Origin of the sequence: Roseomonas sp. AR75 (assembly GCF_005222815.1) — a bacterium.
Taxonomy (GTDB): domain Bacteria; phylum Pseudomonadota; class Alphaproteobacteria; order Acetobacterales; family Acetobacteraceae; genus Falsiroseomonas.
The window spans coordinates 1,037,021-1,063,831 of sequence record NZ_STGB01000004.1 but is presented as its reverse complement, the minus strand read 5'-3'; the positions used below and the strand labels follow the sequence as shown (position 1 = coordinate 1,063,831).

Annotated in this window: 25 protein-coding genes; 15 read left to right on the top strand and 10 right to left on the bottom strand. The window is 70.5% G+C overall.

Going from position 1 to position 26,811, the window contains the following annotated elements; all coding sequences use genetic code 11:
* Positions 1 to 14: 14 nt before the first annotated feature.
* Complete coding sequence (locus tag E4T13_RS19050) at positions 15 to 755, bottom strand: amino acid ABC transporter ATP-binding protein (protein WP_137179845.1); 741 nt, start codon at positions 753 to 755, stop codon at positions 15 to 17.
* 74 nt (positions 756 to 829) lie between these two features.
* Here E4T13_RS19050 and E4T13_RS19045 point away from each other — a divergent pair, with 74 nt between their 5' ends.
* Genes E4T13_RS19045 through E4T13_RS19030 form a run of 4 tightly spaced genes read left to right on the top strand, consistent with a single transcriptional unit; the run spans position 830 to position 4,579 of the window.
* The gene (locus E4T13_RS19045; RefSeq protein ID WP_137179844.1) at positions 830 to 1,102 is read left to right on the top strand and encodes a 2Fe-2S iron-sulfur cluster-binding protein; all 273 of its coding nucleotides are present in this window, start codon (positions 830 to 832) and stop codon (positions 1,100 to 1,102) included.
* Entirely contained in the window at positions 1,099 to 2,538 is a 1,440-nt protein-coding gene (locus E4T13_RS19040) for an NAD(P)/FAD-dependent oxidoreductase (RefSeq protein ID WP_137179843.1), read from the top strand. The genes E4T13_RS19045 and E4T13_RS19040 overlap by 4 nt, the downstream gene beginning before the upstream one ends.
* A complete protein-coding gene (locus tag E4T13_RS19035; protein ID WP_137179842.1) occupies positions 2,538 to 3,647 on the top strand; it encodes an FAD-binding oxidoreductase in 1,110 nt (369 codons plus the stop codon). The genes E4T13_RS19040 and E4T13_RS19035 overlap by 1 nt, the downstream gene beginning before the upstream one ends.
* Complete coding sequence (locus E4T13_RS19030) at positions 3,644 to 4,579, top strand: dihydrodipicolinate synthase family protein (protein ID WP_137179841.1); 936 nt, start codon at positions 3,644 to 3,646, stop codon at positions 4,577 to 4,579. Before E4T13_RS19035 ends, E4T13_RS19030 begins: the two co-directional genes overlap by 4 nt.
* Here E4T13_RS19030 and E4T13_RS19025 read toward each other — a convergent pair.
* From E4T13_RS19025 to E4T13_RS19005, 5 genes are all read right to left on the bottom strand, one after another.
* The gene (locus E4T13_RS19025; protein WP_137179840.1) at positions 4,524 to 5,252 is read right to left on the bottom strand and encodes an amino acid ABC transporter permease; all 729 of its coding nucleotides are present in this window, start codon (positions 5,250 to 5,252) and stop codon (positions 4,524 to 4,526) included. The genes E4T13_RS19030 and E4T13_RS19025 overlap by 56 nt on opposite strands.
* A 3-nt stretch (positions 5,253 to 5,255) precedes the next feature.
* Positions 5,256 to 5,924, bottom strand: a complete 669-nt coding sequence (locus E4T13_RS19020; protein WP_170985075.1) for an amino acid ABC transporter permease — start codon at positions 5,922 to 5,924, stop codon at positions 5,256 to 5,258.
* A gap of 86 nt (positions 5,925 to 6,010) precedes the next feature.
* Positions 6,011 to 6,835, bottom strand: a complete 825-nt coding sequence (locus E4T13_RS19015; RefSeq protein ID WP_137179838.1) for a transporter substrate-binding domain-containing protein — start codon at positions 6,833 to 6,835, stop codon at positions 6,011 to 6,013.
* Positions 6,836 to 6,910: 75 nt separating this feature from the next.
* A complete protein-coding gene (locus E4T13_RS19010; protein ID WP_137179837.1) occupies positions 6,911 to 8,098 on the bottom strand; it encodes a CynX/NimT family MFS transporter in 1,188 nt (395 codons plus the stop codon).
* Entirely contained in the window at positions 8,095 to 8,514 is a 420-nt protein-coding gene (locus tag E4T13_RS19005) for a VOC family protein (protein ID WP_240791196.1), read from the bottom strand. Before E4T13_RS19005 ends, E4T13_RS19010 begins: the two co-directional genes overlap by 4 nt.
* A 29-nt stretch (positions 8,515 to 8,543) precedes the next feature.
* On the opposite strand from E4T13_RS19005, the gene E4T13_RS19000 reads away from it, so the two are divergent.
* The 4 genes from E4T13_RS19000 to htpG all read left to right on the top strand — a co-directional run bounded on the left by E4T13_RS19000 (position 8,544) and on the right by htpG (position 13,549).
* A complete protein-coding gene (locus tag E4T13_RS19000; protein ID WP_137179836.1) occupies positions 8,544 to 9,650 on the top strand; it encodes an FAD-dependent oxidoreductase in 1,107 nt (368 codons plus the stop codon).
* Positions 9,647 to 10,348 (top strand): TVP38/TMEM64 family protein, encoded by a 702-nt coding sequence (locus tag E4T13_RS18995; RefSeq protein ID WP_137179835.1) that lies wholly within the window; start codon positions 9,647 to 9,649, stop codon positions 10,346 to 10,348. Before E4T13_RS19000 ends, E4T13_RS18995 begins: the two co-directional genes overlap by 4 nt.
* A gap of 156 nt (positions 10,349 to 10,504) precedes the next feature.
* A complete protein-coding gene (locus tag E4T13_RS18990) occupies positions 10,505 to 11,626 on the top strand; it encodes a mechanosensitive ion channel family protein (protein ID WP_206030228.1) in 1,122 nt (373 codons plus the stop codon).
* Positions 11,627 to 11,719: 93 nt separating this feature from the next.
* Complete coding sequence (gene htpG / locus E4T13_RS18985) at positions 11,720 to 13,549, top strand: molecular chaperone HtpG (protein WP_137179834.1); 1,830 nt, start codon at positions 11,720 to 11,722, stop codon at positions 13,547 to 13,549.
* A gap of 6 nt (positions 13,550 to 13,555) precedes the next feature.
* Here the strand turns inward: htpG and E4T13_RS18980 are convergent, their stop codons facing one another.
* Genes E4T13_RS18980 through E4T13_RS18965 form a run of 4 tightly spaced genes read right to left on the bottom strand, consistent with a single transcriptional unit; the run spans position 13,556 to position 17,146 of the window.
* The gene (locus E4T13_RS18980) at positions 13,556 to 14,356 is read right to left on the bottom strand and encodes an SDR family NAD(P)-dependent oxidoreductase (protein ID WP_170985074.1); all 801 of its coding nucleotides are present in this window, start codon (positions 14,354 to 14,356) and stop codon (positions 13,556 to 13,558) included.
* Between the two features lie 15 nt (positions 14,357 to 14,371).
* Positions 14,372 to 15,511 (bottom strand): mandelate racemase/muconate lactonizing enzyme family protein, encoded by a 1,140-nt coding sequence (locus E4T13_RS18975; protein ID WP_137179832.1) that lies wholly within the window; start codon positions 15,509 to 15,511, stop codon positions 14,372 to 14,374.
* A gap of 13 nt (positions 15,512 to 15,524) precedes the next feature.
* The gene (locus E4T13_RS18970) at positions 15,525 to 16,412 is read right to left on the bottom strand and encodes an SMP-30/gluconolactonase/LRE family protein (RefSeq protein WP_137179831.1); all 888 of its coding nucleotides are present in this window, start codon (positions 16,410 to 16,412) and stop codon (positions 15,525 to 15,527) included.
* Positions 16,409 to 17,146: a FadR/GntR family transcriptional regulator gene (locus E4T13_RS18965; protein WP_206030227.1), complete on the bottom strand. Its 738-nt coding sequence runs from the start codon at positions 17,144 to 17,146 to the stop codon at positions 16,409 to 16,411. Before E4T13_RS18965 ends, E4T13_RS18970 begins: the two co-directional genes overlap by 4 nt.
* Before the next feature lie 187 nt (positions 17,147 to 17,333).
* Between E4T13_RS18965 and E4T13_RS18960 the strand changes: the two genes are divergently transcribed.
* The 7 genes from E4T13_RS18960 to E4T13_RS18930 are packed head-to-tail and all read left to right on the top strand — an operon-like array spanning position 17,334 to position 26,805.
* Positions 17,334 to 19,265 carry an ABC transporter substrate-binding protein gene (locus E4T13_RS18960; protein WP_206030226.1) on the top strand — a complete coding sequence of 644 codons (1,932 nt, stop codon included), beginning with the start codon at positions 17,334 to 17,336 and terminating at the stop codon, positions 19,263 to 19,265.
* A 3-nt stretch (positions 19,266 to 19,268) separates the two neighbouring features.
* The gene (locus E4T13_RS18955) at positions 19,269 to 20,255 is read left to right on the top strand and encodes an ABC transporter permease (RefSeq protein ID WP_137179829.1); all 987 of its coding nucleotides are present in this window, start codon (positions 19,269 to 19,271) and stop codon (positions 20,253 to 20,255) included.
* Complete coding sequence (locus tag E4T13_RS18950; protein WP_240791195.1) at positions 20,252 to 21,388, top strand: ABC transporter permease; 1,137 nt, start codon at positions 20,252 to 20,254, stop codon at positions 21,386 to 21,388. The genes E4T13_RS18955 and E4T13_RS18950 overlap by 4 nt, the downstream gene beginning before the upstream one ends.
* A 2-nt stretch (positions 21,389 to 21,390) precedes the next feature.
* Positions 21,391 to 23,175 (top strand): ABC transporter ATP-binding protein, encoded by a 1,785-nt coding sequence (locus E4T13_RS18945; RefSeq protein ID WP_206030225.1) that lies wholly within the window; start codon positions 21,391 to 21,393, stop codon positions 23,173 to 23,175.
* On the top strand, positions 23,172 to 24,386 hold the full coding sequence (locus tag E4T13_RS18940) for a mandelate racemase/muconate lactonizing enzyme family protein (protein WP_137179828.1): 1,215 nt from the start codon (positions 23,172 to 23,174) through the stop codon (positions 24,384 to 24,386). The genes E4T13_RS18945 and E4T13_RS18940 overlap by 4 nt, the downstream gene beginning before the upstream one ends.
* Complete coding sequence (locus tag E4T13_RS18935) at positions 24,383 to 25,540, top strand: enolase C-terminal domain-like protein (protein WP_137179827.1); 1,158 nt, start codon at positions 24,383 to 24,385, stop codon at positions 25,538 to 25,540. The genes E4T13_RS18940 and E4T13_RS18935 overlap by 4 nt, the downstream gene beginning before the upstream one ends.
* A complete protein-coding gene (locus E4T13_RS18930) occupies positions 25,540 to 26,805 on the top strand; it encodes an enolase C-terminal domain-like protein (protein WP_137179826.1) in 1,266 nt (421 codons plus the stop codon). Before E4T13_RS18935 ends, E4T13_RS18930 begins: the two co-directional genes overlap by 1 nt.
* Positions 26,806 to 26,811 lie beyond the last annotated feature (6 nt).

The following is a 26,811-nucleotide window of genomic DNA, read 5'->3' as shown; positions in this document are numbered from 1 at the left end:
CGCTGCCGTCCTTCTCAATGGCGCAGGATGCGCGCGGTGAAGTCCTTGAGGCGCTGGCTCTCCGGCGCGCCGAAGATGCGGGAAGGCGGGCCGATCTCGACCACGCGGCCGGCATCCATGAAGACGACGGTGCTCGCGACCTCCCGGATGAAGGCCATCTCGTGCGACACGACCAGCATCGTCATGCCCTCGTCGCGCAGTGCGCGGATCGCGTCCAGCACTTCCGTGACGAGTTCGGGGTCCAGCGCGCTGGTGACCTCGTCCAGCAGCAGGATGTCGGGCTTGAGGGCGAGGGCGCGGGCGATGGCCACGCGCTGCTGCTGGCCGCCGGAGAGCTCATCGGGGTAGGCGTGCAGCTTGGCGCCGAGGCCGACGCGTTCCAGCAGGCGCGTCGCCTCCGCCTCGACCTCCGCCACCGGGCGCTTCTTCACCAGGGTGGGCGCGATGGCGACGTTGCGCAGCGCGGTCATGTTCTGGAACAGGTTGAACTGCTGGAAGACGATGGCGAAGCGGTCGCGCGCGGCGCGCAGGCTCGCGCGGCTGGCGTAATCCACCTTCTGCCCGGCGATGCTGACCTGCCCGGCGCGCGGCCGCAGCAGCCCGACCAGCGCGCGCAGCAGCGAGGATTTGCCAGAGCCGGACGGGCCGATCAGGCCGACGACCTCGCCCTGCCCGACCCGGAGGGAGATGTCGCGCAGCACGTCGTTGCGGCCGTCATGGCTGGCGCTCAGCCCTTCGATGCTCAGGAAGCCCATCGGCGCGAAGTGTCCGGGCGGCGGCGCGAGGGGTCAAGCATGGACGCGCGCGCAAGCGTCACTATCCTCCCCCTGTGAGCGGATCCCTGCGAATCGCCAGCGTGGCGCGCCCGGCCGAGGTGGCCTTCAGCTTCGACGGCGCGACGTTGCGTGCGCCGGTGGGCGAGAGTCTCGCCGCCGCGTTGATCGCGGCCGGCCTGCGTCGCCTGGGCGAAGGGCCGGGCTCGCCGCGCGCGGCCTTCTGCATGATGGGCACCTGCCAGCAATGCCTGGTGCGCGTGGATGGCAGGCTGGCGCAGGCCTGCCTGGTGCCGGTGCGCGCCGGCATGGCGGTGACGCCGGCATGAGCGCGCCGTTCGATCTCGCCGTGCTCGGCGCCGGCCCGGCGGGCATGGCCGCGGCGACGGAGGCGGCGCGGCGTGGCGCTCGCGTGGTGCTGCTGGAGGAAAGCCCGGCGCCGGGCGGGCAGGTGTATCGCGCGGCGCCGCCGGGATTCCTGGTGCCCCCCGATCCCGACCGCCGCGCCGGCGATGCGCTGCGCGCGGCGCTGGCGACCAGCGGCACGACGTTGCTGCTCGGCCATCGCGTCTGGGGGCTCGGCGGGGGGCCGCTGGTCCCCCAGGGCGCGCCGCCCCTGCCCTTCCGGGTGGACGCGCTGCCGCCCGACGGCGCACCGCTTACCCTCGAAGCGCGCGCGCTGATCCTGTGCGCCGGCACGCACGAGCGGATCATCCCTTTTCCAGGCTGGACACTGCCCGGCGTGATCGGCCTGGCGGCGGCGACGATCCTGCTGAAGGCGCAGGGCGTGCTGCCGGGGCGGCGCGTGGTGGTCGCCGGCGCGGGACCGCTGCTCTACGCCGTGGCGGCGAAGCTGCTGAAGGCGGGCGCCGAGGTGGCGGCGATCGCGGACCTCGCCACGCAGGGTGAATGGGCGCGCGCGCTGCCGACGCTCACGGCCCGGCCGGACCTGCTGGCGCGCGGGCTCGCCTGGCGCGCGGCGCTGGCAACAAAGGGCGTGCCGGTGCTTGCGGCCCATCGCGTGGTCGCGGCGGAAGGCGCCGACGCCGTGGAGCGCGTGCGTCTGCAGGCGCTGTCGGGCGGCACCTCCGAGAGCTTCGATTGCGATGCGCTCTGTGTCGGGCACGGGCTGGTGCCGGCGACGGAGGCGACGCGCGTGTTCCGGGCGGCGCATCGCTACGCGCGTGAGTCCGGCGGCTGGGTGCCGGTGCTGGATGCGGACCGCCGCACCTCCGTGCCGCTGCTGTATGTGGCGGGCGATGGCGGCGGGGTGCGAGGCGCGGCGGCGGCGCCGGCCGCCGGACGGCTCGCGGCGCTGGCGGCGCTGCGCGACCTGGGGCTGCTGGATGGCCGCGCCCATGCGCGGGCGCGGCGACGGCCTGCGCTGGAACACTGGCGCGCGGCACAGGGCGGTGCGGCGATGGCGCGGATGATGGCGCTGCGCCCCGCGCTGGTGGACGCCATCGCGCCGGAAACCGTGGTCTGCCGTTGCGAAGGCGTGACGCGGGCGGAGATCGAGGCCGCGCTGGATGACGGCGCGACCGAGATGAACCAGCTCAAGCAGTTCACTCGCTGCGGCATGGGGCCTTGCCAGGGCCGCGTCTGCGGCGAAGCCGCGGCGGAGCTTGTCGCACGACGCGTCGGCGGGCGGGAGCGCGCGGGCTTCGCCACCGGGCGCCTGCCGCTGCGTCCCGTGCCGATGGAGGCGGTGCTGGGCGACTTCGACTACGCCGACATCCCCGTCCCCGCGCCGGCGCCGCTCTGATGGCCTTCGACGTCGCCGTGATCGGCGCCGGCGTGATGGGGTGCAGCACCGCGCTGCACCTCGCGCGCGGCAGCATGCGCGTGGCGCTGCTGGATCGCGGCGCGATCTGCCGCGAGGCCTCCGGCGTCAATGCCGGCACGCTGACCATGCAGATGACCCGCGCGGCGCTGATCCCCTACGCGCTGCGCGCGCATGAGATGTGGCTGCGCATGCCCGAATGGTGCGATGGCGGCAGCGTGCTGGCGGTGGCCTGCCCGGGGCTTTCGGTCGCCTTCACCGAGGCGGAAGCCGCGTTGCTGGAAACCCGGGCACAGGCGCGCCGCGCGGCCGGCGCGCCGATCGAGCTGATCTCCGGCGGGCGGGCGATGGAGATCGAGCCCGGCCTGTCGGACCGCGTCTTGCTGGCGGGACATTGCCCGATCGACGGCTTCACGAGCGCCTATCTCACCGGCCGCGCCTTCCGCCCGGCACTGCTGAATGCAGGCGTCGCACTGTTCGAGAACCGCGCCGTCTGGGGCATCGACCGCGAGGCCGGGCGCTTCGTGCTGGAGACGGAAAGCGGCCCGCTGCAGGCGAAGCGCATCGTGCTGGCCGGCGGCGTGTGGCTGGAGGAGATGGCCGCCTGGCTCGGCGTGACACTGACGATCAAGGTGCTGATCAACCAGCTTGTCGTCACGGAGCGCATCGCGCCGGCGATGCGCACGGTGATGGGCGTCGCCTCCGGCCTGTTGTCGCTGAAGCAGTATGCGAACGGCACGGTGCTGATCGGCGGAGGCTGGCAGGGCATCGGCGACCGCCAGCGCGGCGGGCTCGCCGTGCGGGCAGAGAACTTCTCGGGCAATGTGCGGCTCGCGGCCTACACCATCCCGGCGCTGCGCGAAGCACGGGTGGTGCGCGCCTGGCTGGGCCTGGAAGCCGAGACGGCGGATGCGCTTCCTGCCATCGGGCCGATCCCCGGCGTGGCCGATGCCTGGATCATCGGCAGCGTGCATTCCGGCTACACCAGCGGCCCGTATTTCGGAAAACTGCTGGCCCAGGCGGTGCTGGGAGAGGCGCCGGAGATGCCATTGTTCCCGATCGATCGGCTTCTCGCGATGGAGCACGCATGATTCCCGACGGCGCGACGCGGTTCCACGGCATCTATCCTTCCACCGTCCTGCCGATGGCGGGCGCCGATTTCGCGCCGGACTGGAAGGCCTATGCGCGCCACACCGCGCATTGCGTGCTGCGACCCGGGATCGCGGGCGTGCTGATGAACGGCCATGCCGGCGAGAATTTCGTGCTGTCCCGCGCCGAGAAGCGGCGGGCGTTGGAGGTGGCGGTCGAGACGGTCGGCGCCTCGCGCATCGTCGTCGCGGGGGTGAACGCCGAAAGCAGCCTAGAAGCGGCGGAGGAAGCGCGGGAAGCGCGGGCGGCGGGCGCGGATGCGATCATGGTGTTCCTGCCCAACGGCTTCGCCCTGGCGCAGACCACGGAAATGGCGCTGCTGCACCACCGCACCATCCTGGCCGCCGTTCCGGGCATGCCGACCTTCCTGTTCGCCGCGCATCACGGTGCCGGCCGCATGGCCTTCACGGAAGACACCTTCGCCGCGCTGCTCGACCTGCCGGAGGTCGTCGGCGTGAAGGAAGGGTCCTGGGAGGTGGACCGCTACGATGCGCTGCGCCGCATCTGCAAGGCAAGGCGGCCGGACGTGGCGTTCTGCGCCAGCGGCGACGAGCATCTGCTGGCCTGCATGGTGCATGGCTCCGATGGCTCGCTGGTGTCGCTGGCGGATGTGCTGCCGGACGAGATCGTGGCGCTGGACGCGGCCGTGCGCGCCGGCGACCTGGCGCAGGCGCGCGCCCTGCACGAGAGGCTGGAACCCCTGGCCGAAGCGATCTACGGCGCACCGCCGGGCGGGCGGGCCACGGCGCGGCTGAAATGGTGCCTCGCGGAGATGGGCGTGATCCCGGACCCCGCGCTGCGCCCGCCGCAGCCGCCGGTCAGCCCGCCGGAAGCGGCGATGCTGCGGGAGGCGATGCGGGCTTCCGGCCTGTGAGCCGTCGTTCCGCATAACGACCCAGCGTGGCCAGCGCCCAGCCGAGGATGAAATACAGCACCAGCGCCGTGCCGTAGGTCAGCAGCGCCGAGAAGCCGCGCTGCGTCAGCATCTTCGCGGCGAAGGTGATCTCGATGAAGCCGATCTGGCTGACCAGCGACGTCTCCTTCACCATCGACAGCACATGGGCGATGGAGGGCGGCAGGATCACCCGCCACGCCTGCGGCAGCACGATCTTCGTCAAGACCGTCCATGGCGGCAGGTTCATCGTCAGCGCTGCCTCCCACTGCGTGGGACGTACAGATTCCAGGCCGGCGCGGACATTCTCCGCGGCGAGCGCGGACATGCGGATTGCAACCGCGACGACCGCCACCACCCAGAGCGGCGCTTCCAGCTTCGCGAACTGGCTGACGAAAAAGACCAGCAGCAGCAGGACCAGAAAGGGGATGCGCCGGAAGATCTCCACCCAGAGGATGCAGAGCGCGCGCAGCGGCGCGAAAGGCACGAGCTGCGGCAGGCGCAGCGCAGCGAGCACGAAGCCGAATGCGTAGCCGATGGCGCAGCCGAGCACGCTGGCGACGATGGTGTTCAGCATCGCCTCCAGCAGGAAGCGGATGTTCCACCAAGTGAAGAAGCGCGGGGCTTCCGCGACGATGATGTCCCAGGGCGACATGGCTCAGAACACCTTCGCCCTGATGCGGAACAGCCAGCGCCCCACCAGCCACAACAGCGTGGAGGCCACGATGGTCAGCCCGATGTAGATCAGCGCGACGAGCGAAAAGATCTCGACCGAGCGGAAGGAAATGGCGTTGGCGTTCAGCGCGCGGCCCGTCAGTTCCTCCACCCCGAAGATCGCGGCCATGGAGGTGCCGAGCGTCATGATGATGTACTGGTTGGACAGCGCCGGGTACAGCGCGCGGATCACATGCGGCGCGATCACGTACCACACCGTCTGGATGCGGCTGAAGCCCAGCGTCTCCGCCGCGTCCAGCTCGGCACGCGGCACGCTGGCGAAGCCGCCGCGCTCGATCTCGGTCAGGTAGGCGCCGGCATTCAGCGTCATGCCGATCAGCACGGCGGTGACCGGCGAGAGGATGATGCCGGCCTCCGGCAGCGCGAAGAACAGGAAGAAGATCTGCACGAGCTGCGGCGTCCAGGTGAAGAAGCGCACATAGGCGCCGACCGCCGCGCGCGCCGGCCAGGGGCCGAAGGTCAGCACGGCCGCGCCGAACAGGCCGATCAGCAACCCGCCCGCAAAGGCGACGGCTGCGATCCACAGCGCCACGCCCGCGCCGACGAGGAAGTCGGGCAGGTATTGCAGGACCTGGCCGTATTGCAGGGACAAGGGCAGCTCTCGACGCTACTGGATGACGGAGGGCGCGCCGCCCCCACCCCGGCCCTCCCCCGCATGCGGGGGAGGGAGATGCACGATCAGAACATCGGATTGAACGGGATCGGCGTCTTCATCGGCTCGCCGAACCACTTCTGCCAGGTGGTGTTGACGAAGCCGCTGCGATGCATCTCGAACAGCACGATGTTCAGCACATCGCGCAGCGTGGTGTTGCCCTTCTGCACGCCGATGCCGACCCAGGTGCTGGCGATCACCTCGTCCAGGATCTTCCAGGGGACCTGGAAGTTGCGCATGGGGATCACGACGGATTCCATCACGTCCACCATCGCGTCGGCGCGGCCCTGCGCCATGGCGCGGAACGTGTCGGGGTAGTTGTCCAGCAGCGTCACCTGCGCCTGCGGCGCATTCGCCTGGATCCAGGGAATGCCGATGGTGCCGCGCACCTGCACCAGCCGCGCCTGGCGGTTGTTGAGGTCGGCAAGCTTCGTGATCGGGATCGCCGTGCCGGAGGATTTGGTCAGCACCACGACGGACTGCGTGTGCAGCGGCTGGGTGTAGTCGATCACCAGCGCGCGCTGCACCGTGCGGGTGATGGCGCCCAGCACGATGTCGATTCGGTCGGCCTGCAGGAAGGGGATGCGGTCGGGGCTGCCGACCTGCACAATCTCCAGCTCCACGCCCATCTGCCTGGCGATCTCGCGCGCGATGTCGGCATCGAAGCCGTCGATCTGGTTGCGCTCGTTGAAGGTGCCGAAGGGCGGCAGGGTCGGGTTGATTCCGGCGCGCAGCCGCTTGGTGGACAGCACCTGCTCCAGCGGGCGTGCGGCGGCTGCGGCAGGCAGCAGGGCGGAACCGGCCGCTGCGGCGGTAAGGCCGAAAAGGGCGCGGCGATCGAAGGCGGGCATGAATGGTCTCCTGACGCTGGACGTGCCGGGCCGGCGTGGCTTCCCTGGCGGCGTCTGCTGCGCCGCGCGGGGAGGCTAGGGCGAGGGCTCAACACTCCGCAACCCGCCCGCCGCGAGGACCAGCCCCATCGCCCCCGCGACGCATCCCGCCAGCAGCAGCGGCGGCGCGACCAGCGCCCAGCCGAGGCCCGCCAGCGCGCCGAGCAGCGGCGGGGCGATAAGCTGCATGAGATTGTTGCCCTGGATGGTGAGACCAACCGCCGGCGCGACGAGATCGGGCCGCGGGACGCTGGCCGGGATCAGCGCAAAGCAGGCAGCCGGCACCAGGCCGCCGATGGCGGAAGCCAGCAGCGCCACGCCGGCCGCCATGAGGGGCAACGGGATGAGGAAGACCGCGGCAGCCAGGCCGCCCATGGCGGGCGCCGCGAAGCCAAGCAGGCGCTCCGGCGCCGTGCCGCGCCGCATCAGTGCCGCCGCGACGAGATTGCCCGAAAGGTTCGCAAGCGCCGCAAGGGCCGCCGCCGCACCGGCCCGGCCGGTTCCCATGCCGAGCGATTCGAGATAGGCGGGCAGGAAGGCGGCGAGGCCGAAATACACCACGCTGTAGGCGCCGAAGGCGCCGGTGACGCGCAGCGGGCTACGCGCCGCGATCAGGTCGCGCAGCAATCGGCCCAGCGGCGCGCGGGCGCCGGATGTCGCCGCGCCGACGGCGGGAACGACGCGCCAGCAGAGCAGCAGCGCCACCGACAGCATCGCGGCGCAGACGAACCAGGCGGCGCGCCAGCCCGCTGCCTCCACAACCGGCGCGGTGGAAAGACCGATGGCGATGCCGCCCGGCATGAAGCAGCCCCAGAGGCCCATCGCGAAGGAGCGGTCCCGCGGTGCCGCCAGCACGGCCACGAGAGAGGGGGCGGACACCACGACCAGCAGGAAGCCCGCCCCTTCCGCCACGCGGATGGCCAGCAGCGGCAGGGCGCCCTGCGTCAGCGGTGCCAGCGTGGCTGCCAGACCGCCCATGGCGAGCCCCGCGAGCAGCCCGCGCCGCACGCCGATGCGCGCGACGCCAAGCCCGATGGCCAGCCCGGCGGTCGCCGCCAGCAGCGACGCGAGCGACACGACGAGCGCCGCCGCGGCGAGCGGGAAATCGAACTCGGCGGCGATGGTCGTCATCGCCGCCGGCACCTTGCCGATCTGCGCGGCAGCAGCGAAGCCCGCGAAGACGATGGCGGCGATCGCCAGCCACCGGCTGCGCGGCTCGCTCAAGCGCGGCGCTCGATGAGTTCCACCCGCGCCCCGTCGGGCATGGCGAAGAAGGCGATGCGCACGCCCGGCCGTGGCTCGGCGGGGCCGGAGACCAGGGGCACGCCCTTCGCCGCGAGGTCCGCGATGGCGGCGTCCAGGTCGTCCGTGCCGAGGCCGAGATGCTCCAGCCCCAGGAAGGGCGGCGCCGGCGGCGCATGCGTGCCGGGCGCCACCTGTTCGATGAACAGCGTAACCCCGGCAAGGTCCAGGACGATACGCAGCCAGGGGCCTGCCTGCATGCGCGCCTTGACCTCGGCGCCGAAGGCCGTGGTCCAGACGCGGGCGGCGGCTTCCGGATCGGGGCTGCGCAGGTGGAGATGGTCGAAGCGATAGGTCTGCATGGCGGCACTCTCGCGCAGGAACGCGGATCGCGCCATGTCCCCTTCTGCGACATGGCGTGAGGCAGATGACGGAACGGACCCTGGTGCTGGCCGGCGGCGGCCATGCGCATGTCGAAGTGCTGCGGCAACTCGCCGAGCGGCCCCTGGCGGGCTGGCGGGCGGTTCTGGTCACGCGCGAGTCGCACTCGCCCTATTCCGGCATGCTGCCGGGCGTGGCGGCGGGACTGTACCGGCCGGACCAGGCGCTGATCGATGCGCGCGCGCTGACCGAACGCGCCGGCGCGTCCCTCGTATTGGACCGGGTGGAGGGGCTGGATCCCGAGGCGCAGCTTGTTCTGCGCGCCGATGGCCCCCCGATACCCTACGACCTGCTCTCGATCGACACGGGGGCGACGCCGGATGTCTCGCGCGTGCCGGGCGCGGCCGAGCATGCGCTCCCGCTGAAGCCGATCGACGGGCTGCTGCCGCGCCTCGATGCGCTGTTCGCCGAGGCGCGGGCGGGCCAGACCGTGGCCGTGGTTGGCGGTGGCGCGGCGGGCTGCGAGATGGCGCTGGCCATGGCGGCCCGACTCGGGCCGCGCGGCGTGCGCGTGGTCCTGGCGGTGGGTCGCGCAGGGCTGCTGCCCGACAAGCCCGCGGCGCTGCGCCGGCGCGTGACGGCCGAAATCGCGCGGCGCGGCATCGCGCTGCGCAGCGGGCAGGATGTCGCTGCGGTCACCGAAGCCGGGCTTCGCATCGGCGACGAGATGGCTCCGGCGGAGGCGGTGCTCTGGGCGACCGGCGCCGCGGCGGCGCCGTGGCTCGCGCATAGCGGGTTGCCGCGTGACGCCGCCGGCTTCCTGCTGGTGGAGCCGAGCCTGCGCGTCACCGGCCGCACGAACGTTTTCGCCGCAGGCGATGTCTCCAGCCTGCTGCCGAAGCCGCTGCCGAAATCGGGCGTGGTCGCGGTGCGCCAGGGCCCGGTGCTGGCGCGCAACCTGCGCGCCGCGGCAGAGGGTCGGACGCTGGAGGACTACGTTCCGCAGCGCGACTGGCTGGTGCTGCTCTCGCTGGGCGACGGGCGCGCGCTGGGCACGCGCAACGGCCTGGTCTTCAGCGGGCGCTGGGTGTGGTGGTGGAAGGACTGGCTCGATCGGCGCTTCATGGCGCGCTACCAGGGGAACGGCCGATGAGATGGCTTCGGGACCGGCGCGTCTGGATCGCGCTGGGCATCGTCGCGCTGCTGGCGGCGCTGCGGCTGACACCGCTGGGCGGGCTGCTTTCGCTCGAGACGCTCGCGCGGCATCGCGCGGCGCTGGCAGGCTTCGTGACTGAGCATGCGGTGCTGGCCGCGGCGGCCTATGTGCTGGCCTATGTCGCCGTCGTTGCCTTCTCCCTGCCCGGCGCAACCGTGATGACGCTGGCGGGCGGCCTGCTGTTCGGCGCGGCGCTCGGCACGGGGCTGACGGTGGTGGCGGCCACGGTCGGCGCGACGCTGGTCTTCCTCTTCGCCCGCCGGCTGTTCGGCGCAGATGCGCTGGCGCGGCTCGGGCCGCGTGCGCAACGTCTGGCGGAGGCGATCCAGCAGGAGGCTGCGTCCTATCTGCTTGTCCTGCGGCTGGTGCCGCTGTTCCCCTTCTTCCTCGTCAACCTGGTGCCGGCCTTCGCGGGTGTCCGCTTGCCGGTCTTCGTCGCCACGACCTTCTTCGGGATCATCCCCGGCACGGCCGTCTTCGCACTGGCAGGCGCAGGACTGGGCGAGGTGCTGGCCGCCGGGCGCGACTTCGAGATCGGCAGCGTCCTGACACCGCGGATCCTGGGCGCCCTGCTCGGTCTTGCCGCGCTCTCCCTCGCGGCCATCCCGCTGCGGCGCCGCTTCACGCGCAGTTGACGGGAGAGCAGGGAACGCGGGCCCGGTCCCACCCAGGGACGGAACTTCGGTCCCTCCCACGCCTTCGGATGTGACCTGGAGACAGAGGGCATCGCCCTTCGGCGCGCGCCACGGGCCGACGCGCTCCGGTCATCGCGACATGAAGGGGAGCGGGGAGTGCTGACAGAACTCGACGGGTATGCGCGCAGCGCCGTGGATTCGCTTGCGTGGTTTCCGAACTGGCTGACCAGCCTGCTGGTGCTGCTGATCGCGGTGGCGCTCGCCATCGGCGCGCACGCGTTGCTGCATCGCGCGGCGACGCGGCTGGTCAGGGATCGCGACCTGTTCTGGCGGTCCCTGGTGAGCCGGGCGAAGGGACCGACCCGGCTGGCGCTGATCGTGATCTTCGTCGGCCCTGCCGCCAGCATCGCACCGCTGACCTTCGCCGAGGCCGCGGCAGTGCGGCACGTGCTGCTGCTGTGCTTCATCGGCCTGGTGGCATGGGTTGCGCTGACGGCGCTGCGCATCTGGACCACGCTGCATCTGCGGCGCTTCAAGCTGGACACGGACGACAACCTGCTGGCGCGCAAGCATGTGACGCAATCGCGCATCCTGCAGCGCGTGGCGGCCGTGCTGATCGTGGTGCTGGCTGTCTCGATCGGGCTGATGACCTTTCCCTCCGTCCGGCAGTACGGCGTCAGCCTGCTGGCCTCCGCCGGAGCCGCCGGCCTGGTGGTGGGCCTCGCGCTGCAGCCGCTGCTGAAGAACCTGATCGCCGGCATCCAGCTTGCCGTCACGCAGCCGATCCGGCTGGAGGACGCAGTGATCGTGGAGGGCGAGTGGGGCAATGTGGAGGAGATCACCTCCACCTATGTCGTCGTACGGCTGTGGGACTGGCGGCGCATGGTGCTACCGCTGGCCTATTTCATCGAGCGCCCCTTCCAGAACTGGACGCGTGAAAGCTCGGCCCTGATCGGTTCGGTCATGCTGTATCTGGACTACACCGCGCCGATCGCCGCGCTGCGCGCGAAGCTGGAGGAGATCGCGCGCGGATCGCGGCTGTGGGACGGCAAGGTAATCAACCTGCAGATCACCGACTTCCGGCAGGAGACCATGGAGGTTCGCATGCTGGTCAGCGCCGCCAGTGCGGGCCGCGCCTTCGACCTGCGCTGCGAGGTGCGGGAGAAGGTGATCGGCTGGCTCCAGGCCGAACACCCCGGGGCGTTGCCGAGGCGCAGGGCGGATATCGAACGGCTGCCGAAGGGCGCCGCCTGGGTGCAGGAACGGAAGGCGGCATAGGCGAAGGAAGGCACCGGCGCTTCCCGCACGGTTGAAAATTCGCCACGCCTCTCGCATATCGCGCGCCGCCTGGACCGATGCGGAGTGCGAAGCGTGGACGAGACCGTCGAACGGCATGAATTCGGCGCCGAGGTGGGGCGCCTGCTCGATCTGGTGGTGCATGCGCTCTACTCCGAGCGCGAGATCTTCCTGCGCGAACTGGTCGCGAACGCTGCGGATGCGATGGACCGGCGCCGCTTCGAGGCGCTGACCGGCGATGCGCCGCCGCTGCCCGACAACGCGATACTGCGCGTGGTGCCGGACAAGGCGGCGCGCACGCTGACGATCTCCGATTTCGGCGTCGGCATGAGCAAGGCGGAGCTGGCGCAGCATCTCGGCACCATCGCGCGGTCGGGCACGCTGGCCTTCGCCAGGTCGCTGGCGGAAGCACCGACAGCCGAGAAGCCTAGCCTGATCGGACAGTTCGGCGTGGGCTTCTACTCGGCCTTCATGGTTGCGGACCGCGTGGAGGTGACGTCGCGCCGGGCGGGCGCAGAAGATGCCTGGTGCTGGGCCAGCGAAGGCAAGGGCGACTACACGCTGGCGCCCGCCTCCCGCGCGGAGGCCGGCACCGACATCGTGCTGCACATGAAGTCGGACGCCGAGGAGTTCCTGGATCCCTGGCGGCTGCAGGCCATCATCCGGAAATGGGCCGACCACATCACCATTCCCATCACGGTCCTGCGCGACGGCAAGGACGAGCCGGCCAACGAGGGAACGGCGCTGTGGCGCAAGCCGCGAGCCGAGGTTACAGCCGACCAGTATCGCGACTTCTATCGCCATGTCGCGCATGCCTTCGACGAGCCCTGGGCGACGCTGCACTGGCGCGCCGAGGGCACGCTGGACTTCTCGGCGCTGCTGTTCATCCCGGGCGCGAAGCCCTTCATGGCGGTGGAGGAGACGCGCGAGAGCCGCGTGCGGCTGCATGTGCGCCGCATGTTCATCACGGAGGAGGCGGCGCTGCTGCCGAACTGGCTGCGCTTCGTGCAGGGCGTGGTGGACACCGAGGACCTGCCGCTGAATGTCAGCCGGGAGATGCTGCAGGCCACGCCGGTGCTGGCGCGCATCCGCAAGGCTGCAACGGGGCGCGTGCTGTCCGAACTGAAGGCGAAGGCGAAGGATGCCGACGATTATGCGAAGTTCTGGGAGAATTTCGGCCCGGTGCTGAAGGAAGGCGTGTGGGAGGATGCCGAGCACCGCAAGGACATCGCGATGCTGCTGCGCTTCCGCTCCTCCGCGCTGGATGGCTGGGCATCGCTGGCGGACTACGTCGCACGCATGAAGGAAGGGCAGGAGGCGATCTATTTCCTGGTGGGCGAGGACCCCGCCGCGCTCGCGAAGTCACCGCAGCTCGAGGGGTTCCGCGCAAAGGGCGTTGAGGTGCTGCTGCTGTCCGACGGCATCGACGCCTTCTGGCCCGAACAGCTCGGCAGCTTCGAGGAGAAGCCGATCCGCAGCATCACCCAGGGCAGCGTGGATCTCTCCGCGGTTGCCGGCGACGCGCCGGCCGGCGAGGCGGCCGATGTCACGCTGCTGCTGCCGCGGCTGCAGGAGGCGCTGAAGGAGGACGTCAGCGCCGTGCGCGCGACGGATCGCCTGGTGGACAGCGCCGTGGTGCTCGCCGCGCCCGAGCATGGGCCGGACCTGCAGATGGGTCGCATGCTGCGCCGCGCCGGGCGCAGCTTCGGCGGCGGCCTGCCGGTGCTGGAGGTGAATCCGCGCCATCCCCTGATCCGCAAGCTGGCCGAAGGCGCGGCGACCGACACCGCGCTGGGGGAGAGTGCTGGCCTGCTGCTGGACTTGGCGCGCGTGCAGGATGGCGAGGCGCCGCGCGATCCTGCGGGCTTCGCGCGCAAGGTGGCCGCGGCACTGGCTTCGCGCTAAGGCGGCTCAGCGCGCGCTGCCGTCGGCGATGGCGCTGTCCTGGGGGCGCGCGGCAAGCTGCGCGCCGCCGCAGACATGGATCACCTCGCCGGTGACGAAGCGCGCATCGGGCGAGCAGAGGAAGGCGATGGCGCCGGCCACGTCCTCCGGCGTGCCGATGCGGTCCAGCACGCCGAGGCGGATATGCTCGGCTTCCGCGCGCCGGATCGCCGCCGCACCGCCTGAGAAGTTGAAGGCGCTGCCGAGATAGCTCGGCGCCACCGCATTGACCGTGACGCCGAGCGGGCCGAGCTGCACGGCAAGCGAGCGGGTGAGCCCGACGAGGCCCGCCTTGGAGGCCGTGTAGGCAGGCCCGGCGCCGCTCAGCCACACGCGCGAGGCGATGTTGACGATGCTGCCGCCGCGCAGGCGTTGCCAGAAGCGGAGCGATTCCTGAGCCAGGAGCATCGGCGCGGTCAGATTGACGGCCATCACCGCGTCCCAGTCGTCCAGTTCCACTGCGCCGATGCGGCGGGCGCGGCTCAGCCCGGCGTTGTTCACGAGGCAGTCGAGCCGCCCGAAGACGGACTCGACCCGCGCCATCACCGCGGCGGGGGCCGCGCGGTCGGCGAGATCGGCGTGGATGCCAAGCACGGGCATTCCCGTCTCGGTGCGCAAAGCCGGCACGGCCGCATCGAGAGCGGCCTCGTCCCGATCCGCGAGCACGGGCAGGATGCCGTCGCGCGCCAGGCGCCGCGCCGTCGCCACGCCGATGGCGCCGGCACCGCCGGTGATCAGCGCGATCCTGCGGTCGCTGTCTGCTGCCATCGCCGCCATATGCCGTCAGCAGTAGCCGGTGGAACCATCCGGCCGGCGCGGCAGCTTCCGCTCCCAATGGATGTAGCGGTCCTCCGACAGGACCGCCTCGTCCATTTCCACGCCCCAGCCCGGCCTGTCGTGCCGCAGGTCGAGATGGCCGTCACGCGGCAGGTAGGGGTCGCGCACATACGGTGCCTGCTGCGGCAGGCGGTACTCCAGGATCTTCACGTTGGGCTGCGCCGCGCAGAAATGCACGTTCACCGCGGTGGCGAGCGGCCCCATCGGGTTATGCGGCGCGACGGTGACGTAATGCGCCTCGGCCAGCGCCGCGATCTTGCGCATCTCCAGCAAGCCGCCGACCACGCAGATGTCGGGCTGGATGATGTCGGCGCCGCCCACCTGCAACAGGCGCAGGAACTCGAAGCGGCTGTAGAGGCTTTCGCCGGTGGCCAGCGGGCAGGCGATCTGCGGCTTGATCCGGCCCCACGCCTCGATGTTCTCCGGCCGCATCGGCTCCTCGTAGAACAGCGGATCGAAGGGGGCGAGCGCGTTGCCGAGCTGCACCGCCTGCCACGGCTCGAAAAGGCGCGCATGCGCGTCGAAGGCGAATTCGAAATGGTCGGGGCAGATCGCGCGCAGCCGTTCGACCCAGCGCGTCGTGCTGCGCAGCACCTCGCGCCAGGGCACCTGGTTCACATCGGCACGGAAGGGGCTGAGCTTGAAGGCCGTCAGGCCGTACTCGGCCTGCATCTTCAGGCAGTGGTCGCGCACCTCCTCCGGCTCCGGTGCGCTGTAGACGCCGAGATAGACGCGCACGCGCTCCCGCGCATGGCCACCGAGCAGCATGAACACCGGCACGCCGAGCGCCTTCGCGCTGATATCCCACAACGCATGGTCGATGGCGCTGATCGCCGCCAGCCCGATGGCGCCGGGCGGGAAGCGCGCCTTCTGCAGCATCTTCAGGATGAGGTACTCGATGCGGCGCGGGTCTTCACCGCCAATCTGCAGTGCGAGGTATTCCAGCACCGGCGGCAGCGCACGGTCGGGCCCGTGGTTGTAGCACTCGCCCCAGCCGGTGATGCCCTCGTCGGTGTCGATCGCCACGATCACCCGCGGGCGGTCGCGGTCGCGCGTCATGAAGCTGCGAAGGCCGGTGATGCGCATGGCGTTCCCTCGTTCAGCCGGCGAAGCGGGTCTGCGGCAGGCCGCCGGTGCCGAGCCCCGTGACGGCGAAGAGGCCGCCGGCATCGGGCTGCCGTGCCTCCGTTCCCGGCGTCAGCCCCGCACCGATAGAGGTGACATAGAGCGTATCCAGCCGTGGCCCGCCCCACATCGGGCGCGAAGGCCGTTCCACCGGCATCTCCACGATGCGATCGACCCGGCCGGCTGGCGTGATCCGGACCAATTGCCACCCGCCCACACCAGCCATCCAGTAGCAGCCATCGACATCCATCGTCGCGCCATCCGGCCGGCCGGCCACGGCGTGCGTGTCGAAGAACACGGTGCGCGGGCCGATGGTGCCGGCGTCGAGATCGTAGGGCGCGCGCCAGATCGTGCGGATGGCGGGATTGCTGTCGGAGAAGTAGATGGTCCGCCCGTCCGGCGCGAAGGCCAGGCCGTTGGTGGTCCAGAAGCCGTCGGGTCCGCGCGTGACGGCGCGATCGGCATCGATGCGCCAGAAGGTGCCGCGCGCCGCGGGCTCGCCCTGATCCTTCATGGTGCCGGCCCAGAAACGGCCGCGCGGATCCGTGACGCCGTCGTTGAAGCGGTTCTCCGGCAGGTCCGCCTCGGGATCGGCGATGGCCGTGCGCGCGCCGGTCGCGGGATCGAACAGGTGGAAGCCGCTGCGCGTGGCCAGCAGCAATCCGCCGGCCTCCCGCCGCGCGAGGCACCCGACGGCCTCGCCGATCTCCCAACTCTGCTCGATTCCGGACGCATCGTGCCGATGGACGAGGCCGGCGGGGATGTCCACCCACCAGAGCGCCTGGTCCGCCACATCCCACACCGCGCCTTCGCCCGTGCGCGCGGTGACCCTGCCCACGCGCTCGATGCGGGCTTGCGTCATCGCCTCCCGTCTCCGGAATCGCCTTCGAAGATGCGGCGCTGCGCCCGCGCGATATGCGTGGCCATGGCGCGTTCCGCGGCGTCGGCGTCGCCGAGGAGGATGGCGTCCAGGATCGCGCGGTGTTCCGCCCGGACGCTTGCGATCCGTGCCGGCGAGCGGCGCTGCGCCAACCGCGGCAGCATGCGCATGCAGGTGTCGATGTGAGGCCGGAGCACGTGCAGCGTCTCCAGGAAGAAGCGGTTGCCGGTGGCGTCGGCGACGGCGTCATGGAAGCGGAAATCCGCCTCGTTGCCCAGCGCGCCGGTCTTCAGCACGGCTTCGAGATGCGCATGGGCGTCCTTCAGCGCCTGAAGCTGCGCCTTGCCCCGGTGGCGTGCTGCAAGGCCCGCGGCGCGCGACTCGATGGTGAGGCGGAATTCGAAGCATCGCTCGATGTCGGCGACGCAGGAGATCGGCGCGAAAGGCGCCGGGTCCGCCTCTTCCGGCCGGCGCACATAGGAGCCGGAGCCGCGGCGCGAGGAGATGAAATCCTCCTCCCGCAGCCGCGCCAGCGCCTGCCGAAGCACGGGCCGGGAGACGCCGAACTCGGCGGCGAGCACTTCCTCGCTCGGCAGCCGCTCTCCCGGCGCGTAGTCTCCGCACAGGATGCGCCCGAGCAACGCCTCGTAGAGGCTGTCGCGGTCAGGCAGCGGCGCCGTGGCCGCTTCGCGCCTGCCCCGCGGCGCCAGGGACACAGGCGCATCGCGGGAGCGTGCCGGGCTGGGACGCGGTGCGGACATGACCTCCCATGCGGATGACTTATCGGCAATCAGTCTAACTGCACGAAAATCAGTTTGACAACTTCCCAGCGCTGTCGGAGCCTTTCGCGGTCCAAGATGCGCGGCACGCCGAACACGACGGCCGCAGGGAGGGTGAAGTCGCATGACGCCGAGACGCAGCCTGCTCAGCCTGTCCATGGGCTGTGCGCTGGCCCTGGGCCTGGTCGCACCGGGCGCCGCGCAGAACGCGCATGAAGCGCCGGCGCTGGCGCAACGCGTGGCGCGCGGCGAATTGCCGCCGCTGGCGGAACGCATCGGCAGCCAGCCGGAAGTGATCACGCCACTCGATCGCGTCGGCGAATATGGCGGCCGCCTGCGTTTCGGGCTGCGCGGCAGCTCTGACCACAACCACATCCTGCGCGTCGTCGGGCCGCAGGGGCTGGTGCGTTGGGATCCGCAATACACGCGCATCGTGCCGAACGTCGCCCGCGCCTATGACGTGAGCGACGATGCGCGCGTCTTCACCTTCCATCTGCGCCGCGGCATGCGCTGGTCGGACGGGACGCCGTTCACCGCCGACGACGTGATGTTCAACATGGAGGATGTCGTCCTGGCCGGCGCATTGGCGCCGACGCCGCCGCGCTACAAGGCGGGCGGGCAGAATGTCCAGGTCGAGAAGGTGGACGACTTCACCGTCCGCTTCACCTTCGCCGAGCCCTATGGCGACTTCCTGGCGGAGCTTGCCTCGCCGCTCGGGCAGCATCCGGTGCTGTATGCGAAGCACTACTGCAGCCAGTTCCTGCCGAAGTACAACCCGAACGTCGCCGACCTCGTGCGTGCGGCGAATGCGGCGGACTGGCAGAACCTGTTCATGGCGCGTTGCGGCGACATCGAGATCCCCTCGCGCTGGGGCAACCCGGACCGCCCGACGCTCGACCCCTGGGTGGTGCGCGAGCCCTATGTCGGCGGCGCGACGCGCGTGGTGATGACGCGCAACCCGTATTTCTGGCAGGTGGACACTGCCGGAAACCAGCTTCCCTACATCGACGAGCTCTTCGCGCCGATCGCGCAGGATGTGCAGAGCCTGGTGCTGGAGGCGATCGGCGGCCGCATCGACTTCCAGATCCGCCATCTCGACGCGCCGTCGAACCGCCCCGTGCTGGCGCAGAACCGCGACCGCGGCAGCTTCCGCTTCATCGAGGCGGCGTCCGTCGGCGGCACCAACATGGTGATCAACCTCAACCTGACGCATCGCGATCCGGAATGGCGGCGCCTGTTCAACACGCGCGACTTCCGCGTGGCGCTGTCGCTCGGCATCGACCGCAAGGCGGTGATCGAGACGGCGCTGCTGGGCGAAGGCGAGCCGTGGCAGAATGGGCCCTTCGAGAACCACCCGAATTTCCACCGCCGGCTGGCCACGCAGTATCTCGACTACAACCCGGCCGAGGCGAACCGGCTGCTGGACGCGCTCGGCCTGCGCCGCGGGCCGGACGGCATCCGTCTGCTGCCCTCCGGCAAGCCGCTGCGCTTCAAGGTGGACGTGATCCCGACTCTGCAGCCGGAGCAGGTGGACATGCTCCAGCTCATCAGCCAGCAATGGCGCCGCATCGGCGTGGCGATGGATGTGAACCCGCTGGAGCGCACCTTCTTCTATCAGCGCACCTCCGAGGGCAACGAGCATGACGCCGCCGTGTGGGGCGGCCAGGCGAGCTGGGTGCCGGGCGAGATCCCGCAGCAGATCGTGCCCGTGCATCACGACAGCCGCTGGGGCATTCCCTGGGTGCAGTGGTACCGCAGCGGCGGCACGCAGGGGGAGGAACCGCCGGCTTCGGTGCGCGAGCGCATGCGCCTCTATGACCAGGCGCGCGCGACGGTGGATGCCGATGCACGGCGCGCACTGATGTCCCGCGTTGCGGACATCGCGGCCGACGAGTTCGAGGTGTTCAGCGTCTCCAAGTCGCTGCCGACCTACGGCATCGCGAGCACGCAACTGGTCAACGTGCCGCCCTCCATGCCGTCATCCTGGTACTATCCGACGCCAGCGCCCACCCTGCCGCAGACCTGGTTCTGGGCCACCCCGCAGCGCCGGCGCTGACGGATGCTTCTGACGTTCATCGTCCGGAGAGTCCTCTGGACGGTGCCGTTCCTGATTGCGGTCTCCCTGGTCAGCTTCGCGCTGATCCAGGCGCCGCCGGGAGACTACCTGACCAGCTTCGCCGCGACGCTTGCCGCGTCCGGCGACGAGGTGGACCAGGGCCGGCTGGAGGCGCTGCGCCAGCGCTATGGGCTCGACCAGCCCTTCCTCGTGCAGTACTGGCGCTGGATCTCCGGCGTGCTGCAGGGCGATTTCGGCATCAGCTTCGAATGGCAGCAGCCGGTGTCCAACCTGATCTGGGAACGCATGGGGCTTTCGGTCTGCCTCGCGCTCGGCACGCTGCTGTTCACCTGGGCGGTGGCATTTCCGGTGGGGATCTTCTCCGCCGTCCGGAAATACTCCATCGGCGACTACATCGCGACGACCTTCGGCTTCATCGGGCTGGCGACACCCAACTTCCTGATCGCGCTCGTGCTGATGTACATCGGCGTGGTGTATTTCGGCGCCGATGTCAGCGGCCTGTTCTCGGAGGAGTATCAGAACGCGGCCTGGAGCTGGGGGAAGCTGCTCGACCTGCTGGCGCATCTCTGGATTCCCGTGATCATCCTCGGCACCTCCTCCTCCGCCAGCCTGATCCGCATCATGCGCGCGAACCTGCTCGATGAGTTGCACAAGCCCTATGTGGTGACCGCGCGCGCGAAGGGACTCTCGGAGTTCACCCTGCTGATGCGCTATCCCGTGCGCCTGGCGCTGAACCCCTTCGTCAGCACGATCGGATGGGCATTCCCGCAGCTGATCTCCGGGGCGGTGATCACGGCCTTCGTACTTTCGTTGCCCACGGCCGGGCCGCTGCTTCTGCAGGCGCTGCTGGCGCAGGACATGTACCTGGCGGGCGCCTTCATCCTGCTGCTGTGCAGCCTGACGGTGATCGGCATGCTCGTCTCCGACATCCTCCTGGCGCTGATCGATCCGCGGGTGCGCTACCAGTGAGCATCGCAGTCACCGACCCGCGGGAGCACCGCTCGGCGGAGCAGGCAAGCCAGTGGAAGCTGATGTGGTGGGCGTTCCGGCGCCACCGGCTTGCGCGCTGGTCGCTGTATCTGGTCGTCGCGCTCTATGCGGTCGGCGCCTTCGCCGAGTTCTTCGCGCCGTTCGATCCGGACGCCGCCAATGCGCGCGCGGTGTTCCATCCGCCGCAGGAAATCCACTTCATCGACACCGCGCCGGACGGCTCCTGGAGCATCCGCCCCTGGGTGCAGGGGCAGCGCCTCGTCCGCGACCGCTTCACGCTGGAGCAGAGCTTCGTGCCCGACCCCGACAGGCGCATCTATCTGCGCTTCTTCGGCCGGGCGGAGCCGGTGAAGCTGGCAGGACTGGTCACCATTGAGCGGCGCCTCCTCACCGCCGCAGAGCCTGGTGAGCGCTTCTACCTGTTCGGCGCGGACCGGCTTGGGCGCGACATGCTCAGCCGGGTGATCCATGGCGCGCGCATATCGCTGTCCATCGGCCTGGTCGGCGTGGCGATGAGCCTGGTTCTCGGCCTGCTCCTGGGCGGCATCTCCGGCTACTACGGCGGCACGGTGGACATGGCGATCCAACGCGTGATCGAGTTCATCCTGTCGCTGCCAACGATCCCGATCTGGCTCGGCCTCACCGCCGCACTGCCGCAGGACTGGTCACCGCTCACGCGCTACTTTGCCATCACCATCATCCTGTCGCTGGTCACCTGGACGGAGCTCGCGCGCGTGGTGCGCGGCCGCTTCCTGGCGCTTCGCAGCGAGGACTTCGTCACGGCGGCGCGGCTGGATGGCTGCAGCCAGGCGCGCATCATCTGGCGCCACATGCTCCCCTCGCTCGCCTCGCATGTGATCGCCTCGATCACGCTGGCGATCCCCCTGATGATTCTCGCGGAGACCTCCCTCTCCTTCCTCGGTCTCGGGCTGCAACCGCCCACGATCTCCTGGGGCGTGCTGCTGAAGGAGGCGCAGAACATCCGCTCCATCGCGCAGGCGCCCTGGCTGTTCATCCCGGGTGGCGCCGTCTGCCTGGCAGTGCTGGCGCTCAACTTCCTTGGTGACGGCCTGCGGGACGCGGCCGATCCTTATGCGCAGGACGGGCGCTGACCATGCCCGATACGATGCAGGCAGCCTGGTCGCCGGGAGAGGCCGAGGCCGCGCCGGTGGTGCTGGAGGTGCAGGAGCTCGCCGTGGATTTCCCGTCGCGCCGCGGCGTGTTCCGCGCGGTGGATGGCGTGGACCTCGTGCTCCGCGCCGGGCGGACGCTCGCGGTGGTCGGGGAAAGCGGCAGCGGCAAGAGCGTGACGGCGCGCGCGATCCTGCAGATCCTGGATCAGCCCGGGCGCATCGCCGCCGGACGCGTGCTGCTGCACCGGCACCATACGACGAAGGGCGCGGCCGCGTCGGGCGGCGCGGAGGAGGTGGTGGAGCTTTCCGCCATGCCGGCGCGCAGCGCGGCGATCCGCGCCATCCGCGGCCGCGACATCGCGATGATCTTCCAGGAGCCGATGAGTTCGCTCTCCCCGGTCCATACCATCGGCGCGCAGATCATCGAGGCGATACGGCTGCATGACCGCCTGGGCAAGCGCGCCGCGCGCGAGCGGGCAATTGACCTGCTGCGCCAGGTTGAAATCCCTCGGCCCGAGACGGCGGTCGACCGCTACACCTTCGAGTTCTCGGGCGGCATGCGCCAGCGTGCGATGATCGCGATGGCGCTGGCCTGCAACCCCTCCGTGCTGATCGCCGACGAACCGACCACCGCGCTGGATGTGACGACGCAGGCCGAGATCCTGGACCTGATAAGGCGGTTGCAGGCGAGCCACGGCATGGCGGTGATGCTGATCACCCACGACATGGGCGTGGTGGCGGAAATGGCCGACGAGGTCGCGGTCATGCGCCATGGGCAGGTTGTGGAGCGCGGCGGAATCCTCGATGTGTTCGAGCGGCCGCAGCACGACTACACGCGCATGCTGCTGGGCGCCGTGCGCGCGCTGGACCGGCCCTCGCCGCGGCGGCTCGCGATGCGCGCGACGAAGCCGCCCGGCGCACCGATCCTCCGGCTGGATGCGCTGCGCAAGGTGTTTCCCTCGGCGCGGCGCATGTTCCGGCCGGCAGCTCCGCCGGTTGTTGCCGTGGACGATGTCACCCTGGATCTGCACGCGGGAGAGACGCTGGGCATCGTGGGCGAGAGCGGGTCCGGCAAGACCACGCTCGGACGCTGCGTGATGGGACTGTTCCAGGGCCTCGGCGGGCGGATCGAGTATGTCGGGCGGGACGGCTCGCGCATCGATCTTCTTGGCATGCGCGAATCCGCCTTGCGGCCGCTGCGGCGGGAGATCCGGATGGTGTTCCAGGACCCCTTCGCCAGCCTCAACCCGCGCATGACGGTCGAGCAGATCGTCGGGGAGCCGATGCTGGTGAACGGCACCCATCGCGGGGCCGCGCTGCAGCGTCGTGTCGCGGAACTGCTGGACATGGTGGGGCTGCCGGACTCGGCGATGGAGCGGTACCCGCATGCCTTCTCCGGCGGCCAGCGGCAGCGCATCGGCATCGCGCGCGCCATCGCGCTCGAGCCGCGTGTCATCGTGGCCGATGAGCCGACCTCGGCGCTCGATGTCTCGCTGCGCAGCCAGGTGCTGGACCTGCTGCTGGATCTGCAGGAACGGCTCGGCCTCTCCTTCCTCTTCATCAGCCACGACATCGGCGTGATCCGGTACTTCTGCGACCGCGTCGCGGTGATGTACCGCGGCAAGGTGGTGGAGATCGGCGAGACCGAGGCCGTCTGCACCGCCCCGCAGCACGCCTATACGCGCGCGCTGCTCTCCGCCGTGCCGCATCCGGACCCGCGGCATCGCGGCATGACCGGCCGCCATCGCTACACAGAGGGTGCATGAAGATCACCGGCGTCGAGACGCATCTGCTGCAGGTCGGCGCGCGCCCGGCCGTGCCCGGCCTCGGCACCAGCCGTGGCGCGGATGGCCACGGCGGGTCGCGCAACTGGCTCTTCGTGCGCGTGCTCACCGATGAAGGCATCCACGGCGTCGGCGAGGGCTCCGGCTGGCCCCGCGTGGTGCGCGCCGCGGTGGAGGATTACGCCAGCCTGCTGATCGGGGAGGATCCGCGCGACGTCGATCGCCTCTGGCACAAGCTCTATCTCGGATCCATGGGCCATGGGCTGCTGGGCACGGTGGGTGGCGGCGCGCTCAGCGCCATCGAGATGGCGCTGTGGGACATCAAGGGCAAGGCGCTCGGCCTGCCGGTGTGGCAGTTGCTTGGCGGGCGCTTCCGCGATCGCATCCCTGTCTATGGTCATGCGAAGACACCGGAACGTGCGCGCGAACTGATGGCGCTCGGCATCAAGGGCGTGAAGGTCGGCTTCACCGGCGCGGTGGACATCGACGCCGTCGCCGCAGTGCGGGAGGCTGTCGGTCCCGAGGTCGATGTCATGGTGGATGCGCATGGCCCGTCCTGGATGACGCCGCAGGACGCGATCCTCGTCGGGCGCGAGCTGGAGAAGCTCGACATCCTCTTCTACGAGGATCCGGTGGCGCCCGAGAACCTGGACGCGCTGGCCCGCGTGCGCGATGCGGTCAGCGTTCCGCTCGCCGCCGGCGAGCGCGTGGCGACGCTGTGGGGCATGCGGCCCTATATCGAACGCGAGCTGGTCGACGTGATCCAGCCCGACACCGGGCGCGCCGGCGGCATCACGCAGATGCGGAAGATGGCGGCCATGGCGGAGGCGCATTTCATCAGCGTGGCGCCGCATTCCGGCTCGCTGGGGCCCGTTGCGGAGTTCGCGGCGCTGCATGTGATGGCCACGATCCCGAATGCGCTGATGCTCGAACGCGTGGCGTTCGACTGGCCAGGCCGGGCGCAGGTGGTGACGCCGGCGCTGCGGACCGTCGATGGCTGCCTGCCCGTGCCGGACGCGCCCGGGCTCGGCGTGGACCTCGTGCTCGAGGAGATCGCGAAGCATCCCTCGGTGCGCAACGTCGCGACCTTTCCCGATGACGGCCAGGCTTTCGAGCCCGGCACCGCGGCGGAGCACAACTACGTCCAGACGCGGCGCGCCCGCGCCCGGCGGCTGCGGGGGCACTGGGGGTGAGGATTGTCCGCGTCGCCTGCACCGTCTTCACCTATCCCAGCCGGATCGCGCGCGACAGCGACGGGCACGCGCATCCCGGCGAGGAGACCATCGCCCGCGCCGCCATGCTGGAGATCGAAGCGGAGGACGGCACGATCGGCCGCGCCCTCGCAGCGCCCGCCGATGTGGAGGAAGGGCTGCTGGCGGCCTTCGTGCGGCCTGTCCTCATCGGCGCCGATCCCCTGCGGCGGGAGAAGCTTTGGCGCGCACTGTACAAGAGCCAGCGCGGCAGCGGGCAGCGCTTCACGGACCGCGTGCTCTGCGCGGCGGATCTCGCGCTATGGGACCTGGCGGGCAAGCTGCTCGGCGCTCCGGTGTGGAAACTCGCGGGCGGCATGCGCGACCGCATCCTGGCCTACGGCAGCACCATGTGTGGCGACGATCTGGAAGGCGGGCTGCGCACGCCGGAGGATTACGCACGCTACGCCGATTGGCTGGTGCGCGTGCGCGGCTACCGGGCGGTGAAGCTGCACACCTGGATGCCGCCCATCCCCGGCGCGCCGGACGTGCGCATGGACTACAAGGCCTGCGCCGCGGTGCGCGAGGCTGTCGGGCCCGACATCCCGCTGATGCTCGATCCCTCGCACTGGTACTCGCGCGAAGATGCGGCCTGGCTCGGCCGCAGGCTGCAGGAACTCGGCTTCCTGTGGATGGAGGAACCGATGGAGGAAGCCTCACTCTCCTCCTATCGCTGGCTGTCGGACCAGCTCTCGCTCAACATCCTCGGGCCGGAGAGCATGCCGGGCAAACACTGGACACGCGCCGAGTGGATCGCGGGTGCGGCCTGCGACATGATCCGCTGCGGCGTGTGGGGCGTCGGCGGCATCACGCCTTGCCTGAAGATCGCGGCGACCGCCGAAAGCTTCAACATGAGCTGCGAGATCCACGGCACCGGCGCGGGCAATCTCGCCGTCTGCGGCGCGATCCCCAACACCACCTATTACGAGCGCGGCCTGCTGCACCCCTTCCTCGACTACGACGCGCCGCCACCCTACCTGACGCGCGCCGACGATCCGATGGATGCGGAGGGCTGCGTGCATCTCTCGCAGGAGCCCGGCCTCGGCCACGCGCTCGATCTCGACTACATCGCCGCCCATCGCGTGGGGAACGCCTGATGCCGCGCATCGAGCATGTCGCCGTCACCCCGGTTGCCTTCCGCGATCCGCCGCTGCTCAACGCCGCGGGCGTGCACGAGCCCTGGTGCCTGCGCTCCATCATCGAGGTGACGATCGAGGGCGGCATCACGGGCCTCGGCGAGACCTATGGCGATGACGGAATCCGTCGCTGCCTGGAAGCCGCGGCGCCGGCGCTGATCGGCCTCGACGTCTCCGACCTTGCGGGCATGGAGCGCGCGGCGCAGGCGGCCTGCGGGGCCACCACCATCTCGGCGAAGGAGTCCTCCTCCCGCACCGGGCAGGACATGCTGGTGGCGCGAGTCTTCGGCGCCTTCGAGGTCGCGGCGACGGATGCGCTGGCGCGCCATCTGAACCTGCCCGTCGCATCGCTTCTGGGCGGGCAGGTGCGCGAGAGCATCCCCTTCGCGGCCTATCTGTTCTACAAGTTCGAGCGGCATCGCTTCGATCCCTCGATTCCCGCCGATCCGTGGGGCGAGGCGCTGACGCCGGAAGGCGTCGTGGAGCAGGCGCGGCGCATGGTGGCGCTGCACGGCTTCCGCTCGCTCAAGCTCAAGGCCGGCGTGCTGGAGCCGGAGGCGGAGGTGGAGGCGCTGCTGGCGCTGCGCGCCGCCTTCCCCGATGCGCCGCTGCGCATCGATCCGAACTGCGCCTGGCATGTCCACACCACGCTGAAGCTGCTGCCGAAGATGCTGCCGGTGCTGGAGTATCTCGAGGACCCGGTGCCGGGCATCACGCCGATGGCGGCGGTGCAGGCCGCCTGCCCGATCCCGCTGGCGACCAACATGTGCGTCGTCGCCTGGGCGCATCTGGCGCCGGCGATCCGCCAGGACGCGGTGCGCGTGATCCTCTCCGACCATCACTACTGGGGCGGGCTGCGCGCCAGCCGTGAGCTCGCGCGCATCTGCGCGGTCTGGGGACTGGGCCTGTCCATGCACTCCAACTCGCATCTCGGCATCAGCCTGGCGGCGATGGCGCATCTCGCCGCCGCGACGCCGAACCTCACCTATGACTGCGACACGCATTACCCCTGGCTCGAGGACGACCTGATCGAGGGCGGCAAGCTGCCGATCACGGATGGCGCGCTGCGCTTGCCGCCCGGCCCTGGCCTCGGCGTGACGCTGGACCGCGCGAAGCTCGCCGCCATGCACGAGGACTGGCGGCGCTGCGGCATCCGCAAGCGCGACGACGGGACCGAGATGCGCAAATACCAGCCAGACTGGCAGGACAAGCGCCCGCGCTGGTGAAGCGCG

Coding starts and splice junctions, on each gene's coding strand:
- E4T13_RS18970 (WP_137179831.1), bottom strand. CDS start 16,412: ATGACGCAAGCCCGCATCGAGCGCGTGGGCAGGGTCACCGCGCGCACG.
- E4T13_RS19000 (WP_137179836.1), top strand. CDS start 8,544: ATGACGGAACGGACCCTGGTGCTGGCCGGCGGCGGCCATGCGCATGTC.
- E4T13_RS19025 (WP_137179840.1), bottom strand. CDS start 5,252: ATGTCGCCCTGGGACATCATCGTCGCGGAAGCCCCGCGCTTCTTCACT.
- E4T13_RS19030 (WP_137179841.1), top strand. CDS start 3,644: ATGATTCCCGACGGCGCGACGCGGTTCCACGGCATCTATCCTTCCACC.
- E4T13_RS19005 (WP_240791196.1), bottom strand. CDS start 8,514: ATGGCGCGATCCGCGTTCCTGCGCGAGAGTGCCGCCATGCAGACCTAT.
- E4T13_RS18940 (WP_137179828.1), top strand. CDS start 23,172: ATGAAGATCACCGGCGTCGAGACGCATCTGCTGCAGGTCGGCGCGCGC.
- E4T13_RS18995 (WP_137179835.1), top strand. CDS start 9,647: ATGAGATGGCTTCGGGACCGGCGCGTCTGGATCGCGCTGGGCATCGTC.
- E4T13_RS18955 (WP_137179829.1), top strand. CDS start 19,269: ATGCTTCTGACGTTCATCGTCCGGAGAGTCCTCTGGACGGTGCCGTTC.
- E4T13_RS18975 (WP_137179832.1), bottom strand. CDS start 15,511: ATGCGCATCACCGGCCTTCGCAGCTTCATGACGCGCGACCGCGACCGC.
- E4T13_RS19015 (WP_137179838.1), bottom strand. CDS start 6,835: ATGCCCGCCTTCGATCGCCGCGCCCTTTTCGGCCTTACCGCCGCAGCG.
- E4T13_RS19050 (WP_137179845.1), bottom strand. CDS start 755: ATGGGCTTCCTGAGCATCGAAGGGCTGAGCGCCAGCCATGACGGCCGC.
- E4T13_RS18980 (WP_170985074.1), bottom strand. CDS start 14,356: ATGGCAGCAGACAGCGACCGCAGGATCGCGCTGATCACCGGCGGTGCC.
- E4T13_RS18930 (WP_137179826.1), top strand. CDS start 25,540: ATGCCGCGCATCGAGCATGTCGCCGTCACCCCGGTTGCCTTCCGCGAT.
- E4T13_RS19035 (WP_137179842.1), top strand. CDS start 2,538: ATGGCCTTCGACGTCGCCGTGATCGGCGCCGGCGTGATGGGGTGCAGC.
- E4T13_RS18945 (WP_206030225.1), top strand. CDS start 21,391: ATGCCCGATACGATGCAGGCAGCCTGGTCGCCGGGAGAGGCCGAGGCC.
- E4T13_RS18960 (WP_206030226.1), top strand. CDS start 17,334: ATGACGCCGAGACGCAGCCTGCTCAGCCTGTCCATGGGCTGTGCGCTG.
- E4T13_RS19040 (WP_137179843.1), top strand. CDS start 1,099: ATGAGCGCGCCGTTCGATCTCGCCGTGCTCGGCGCCGGCCCGGCGGGC.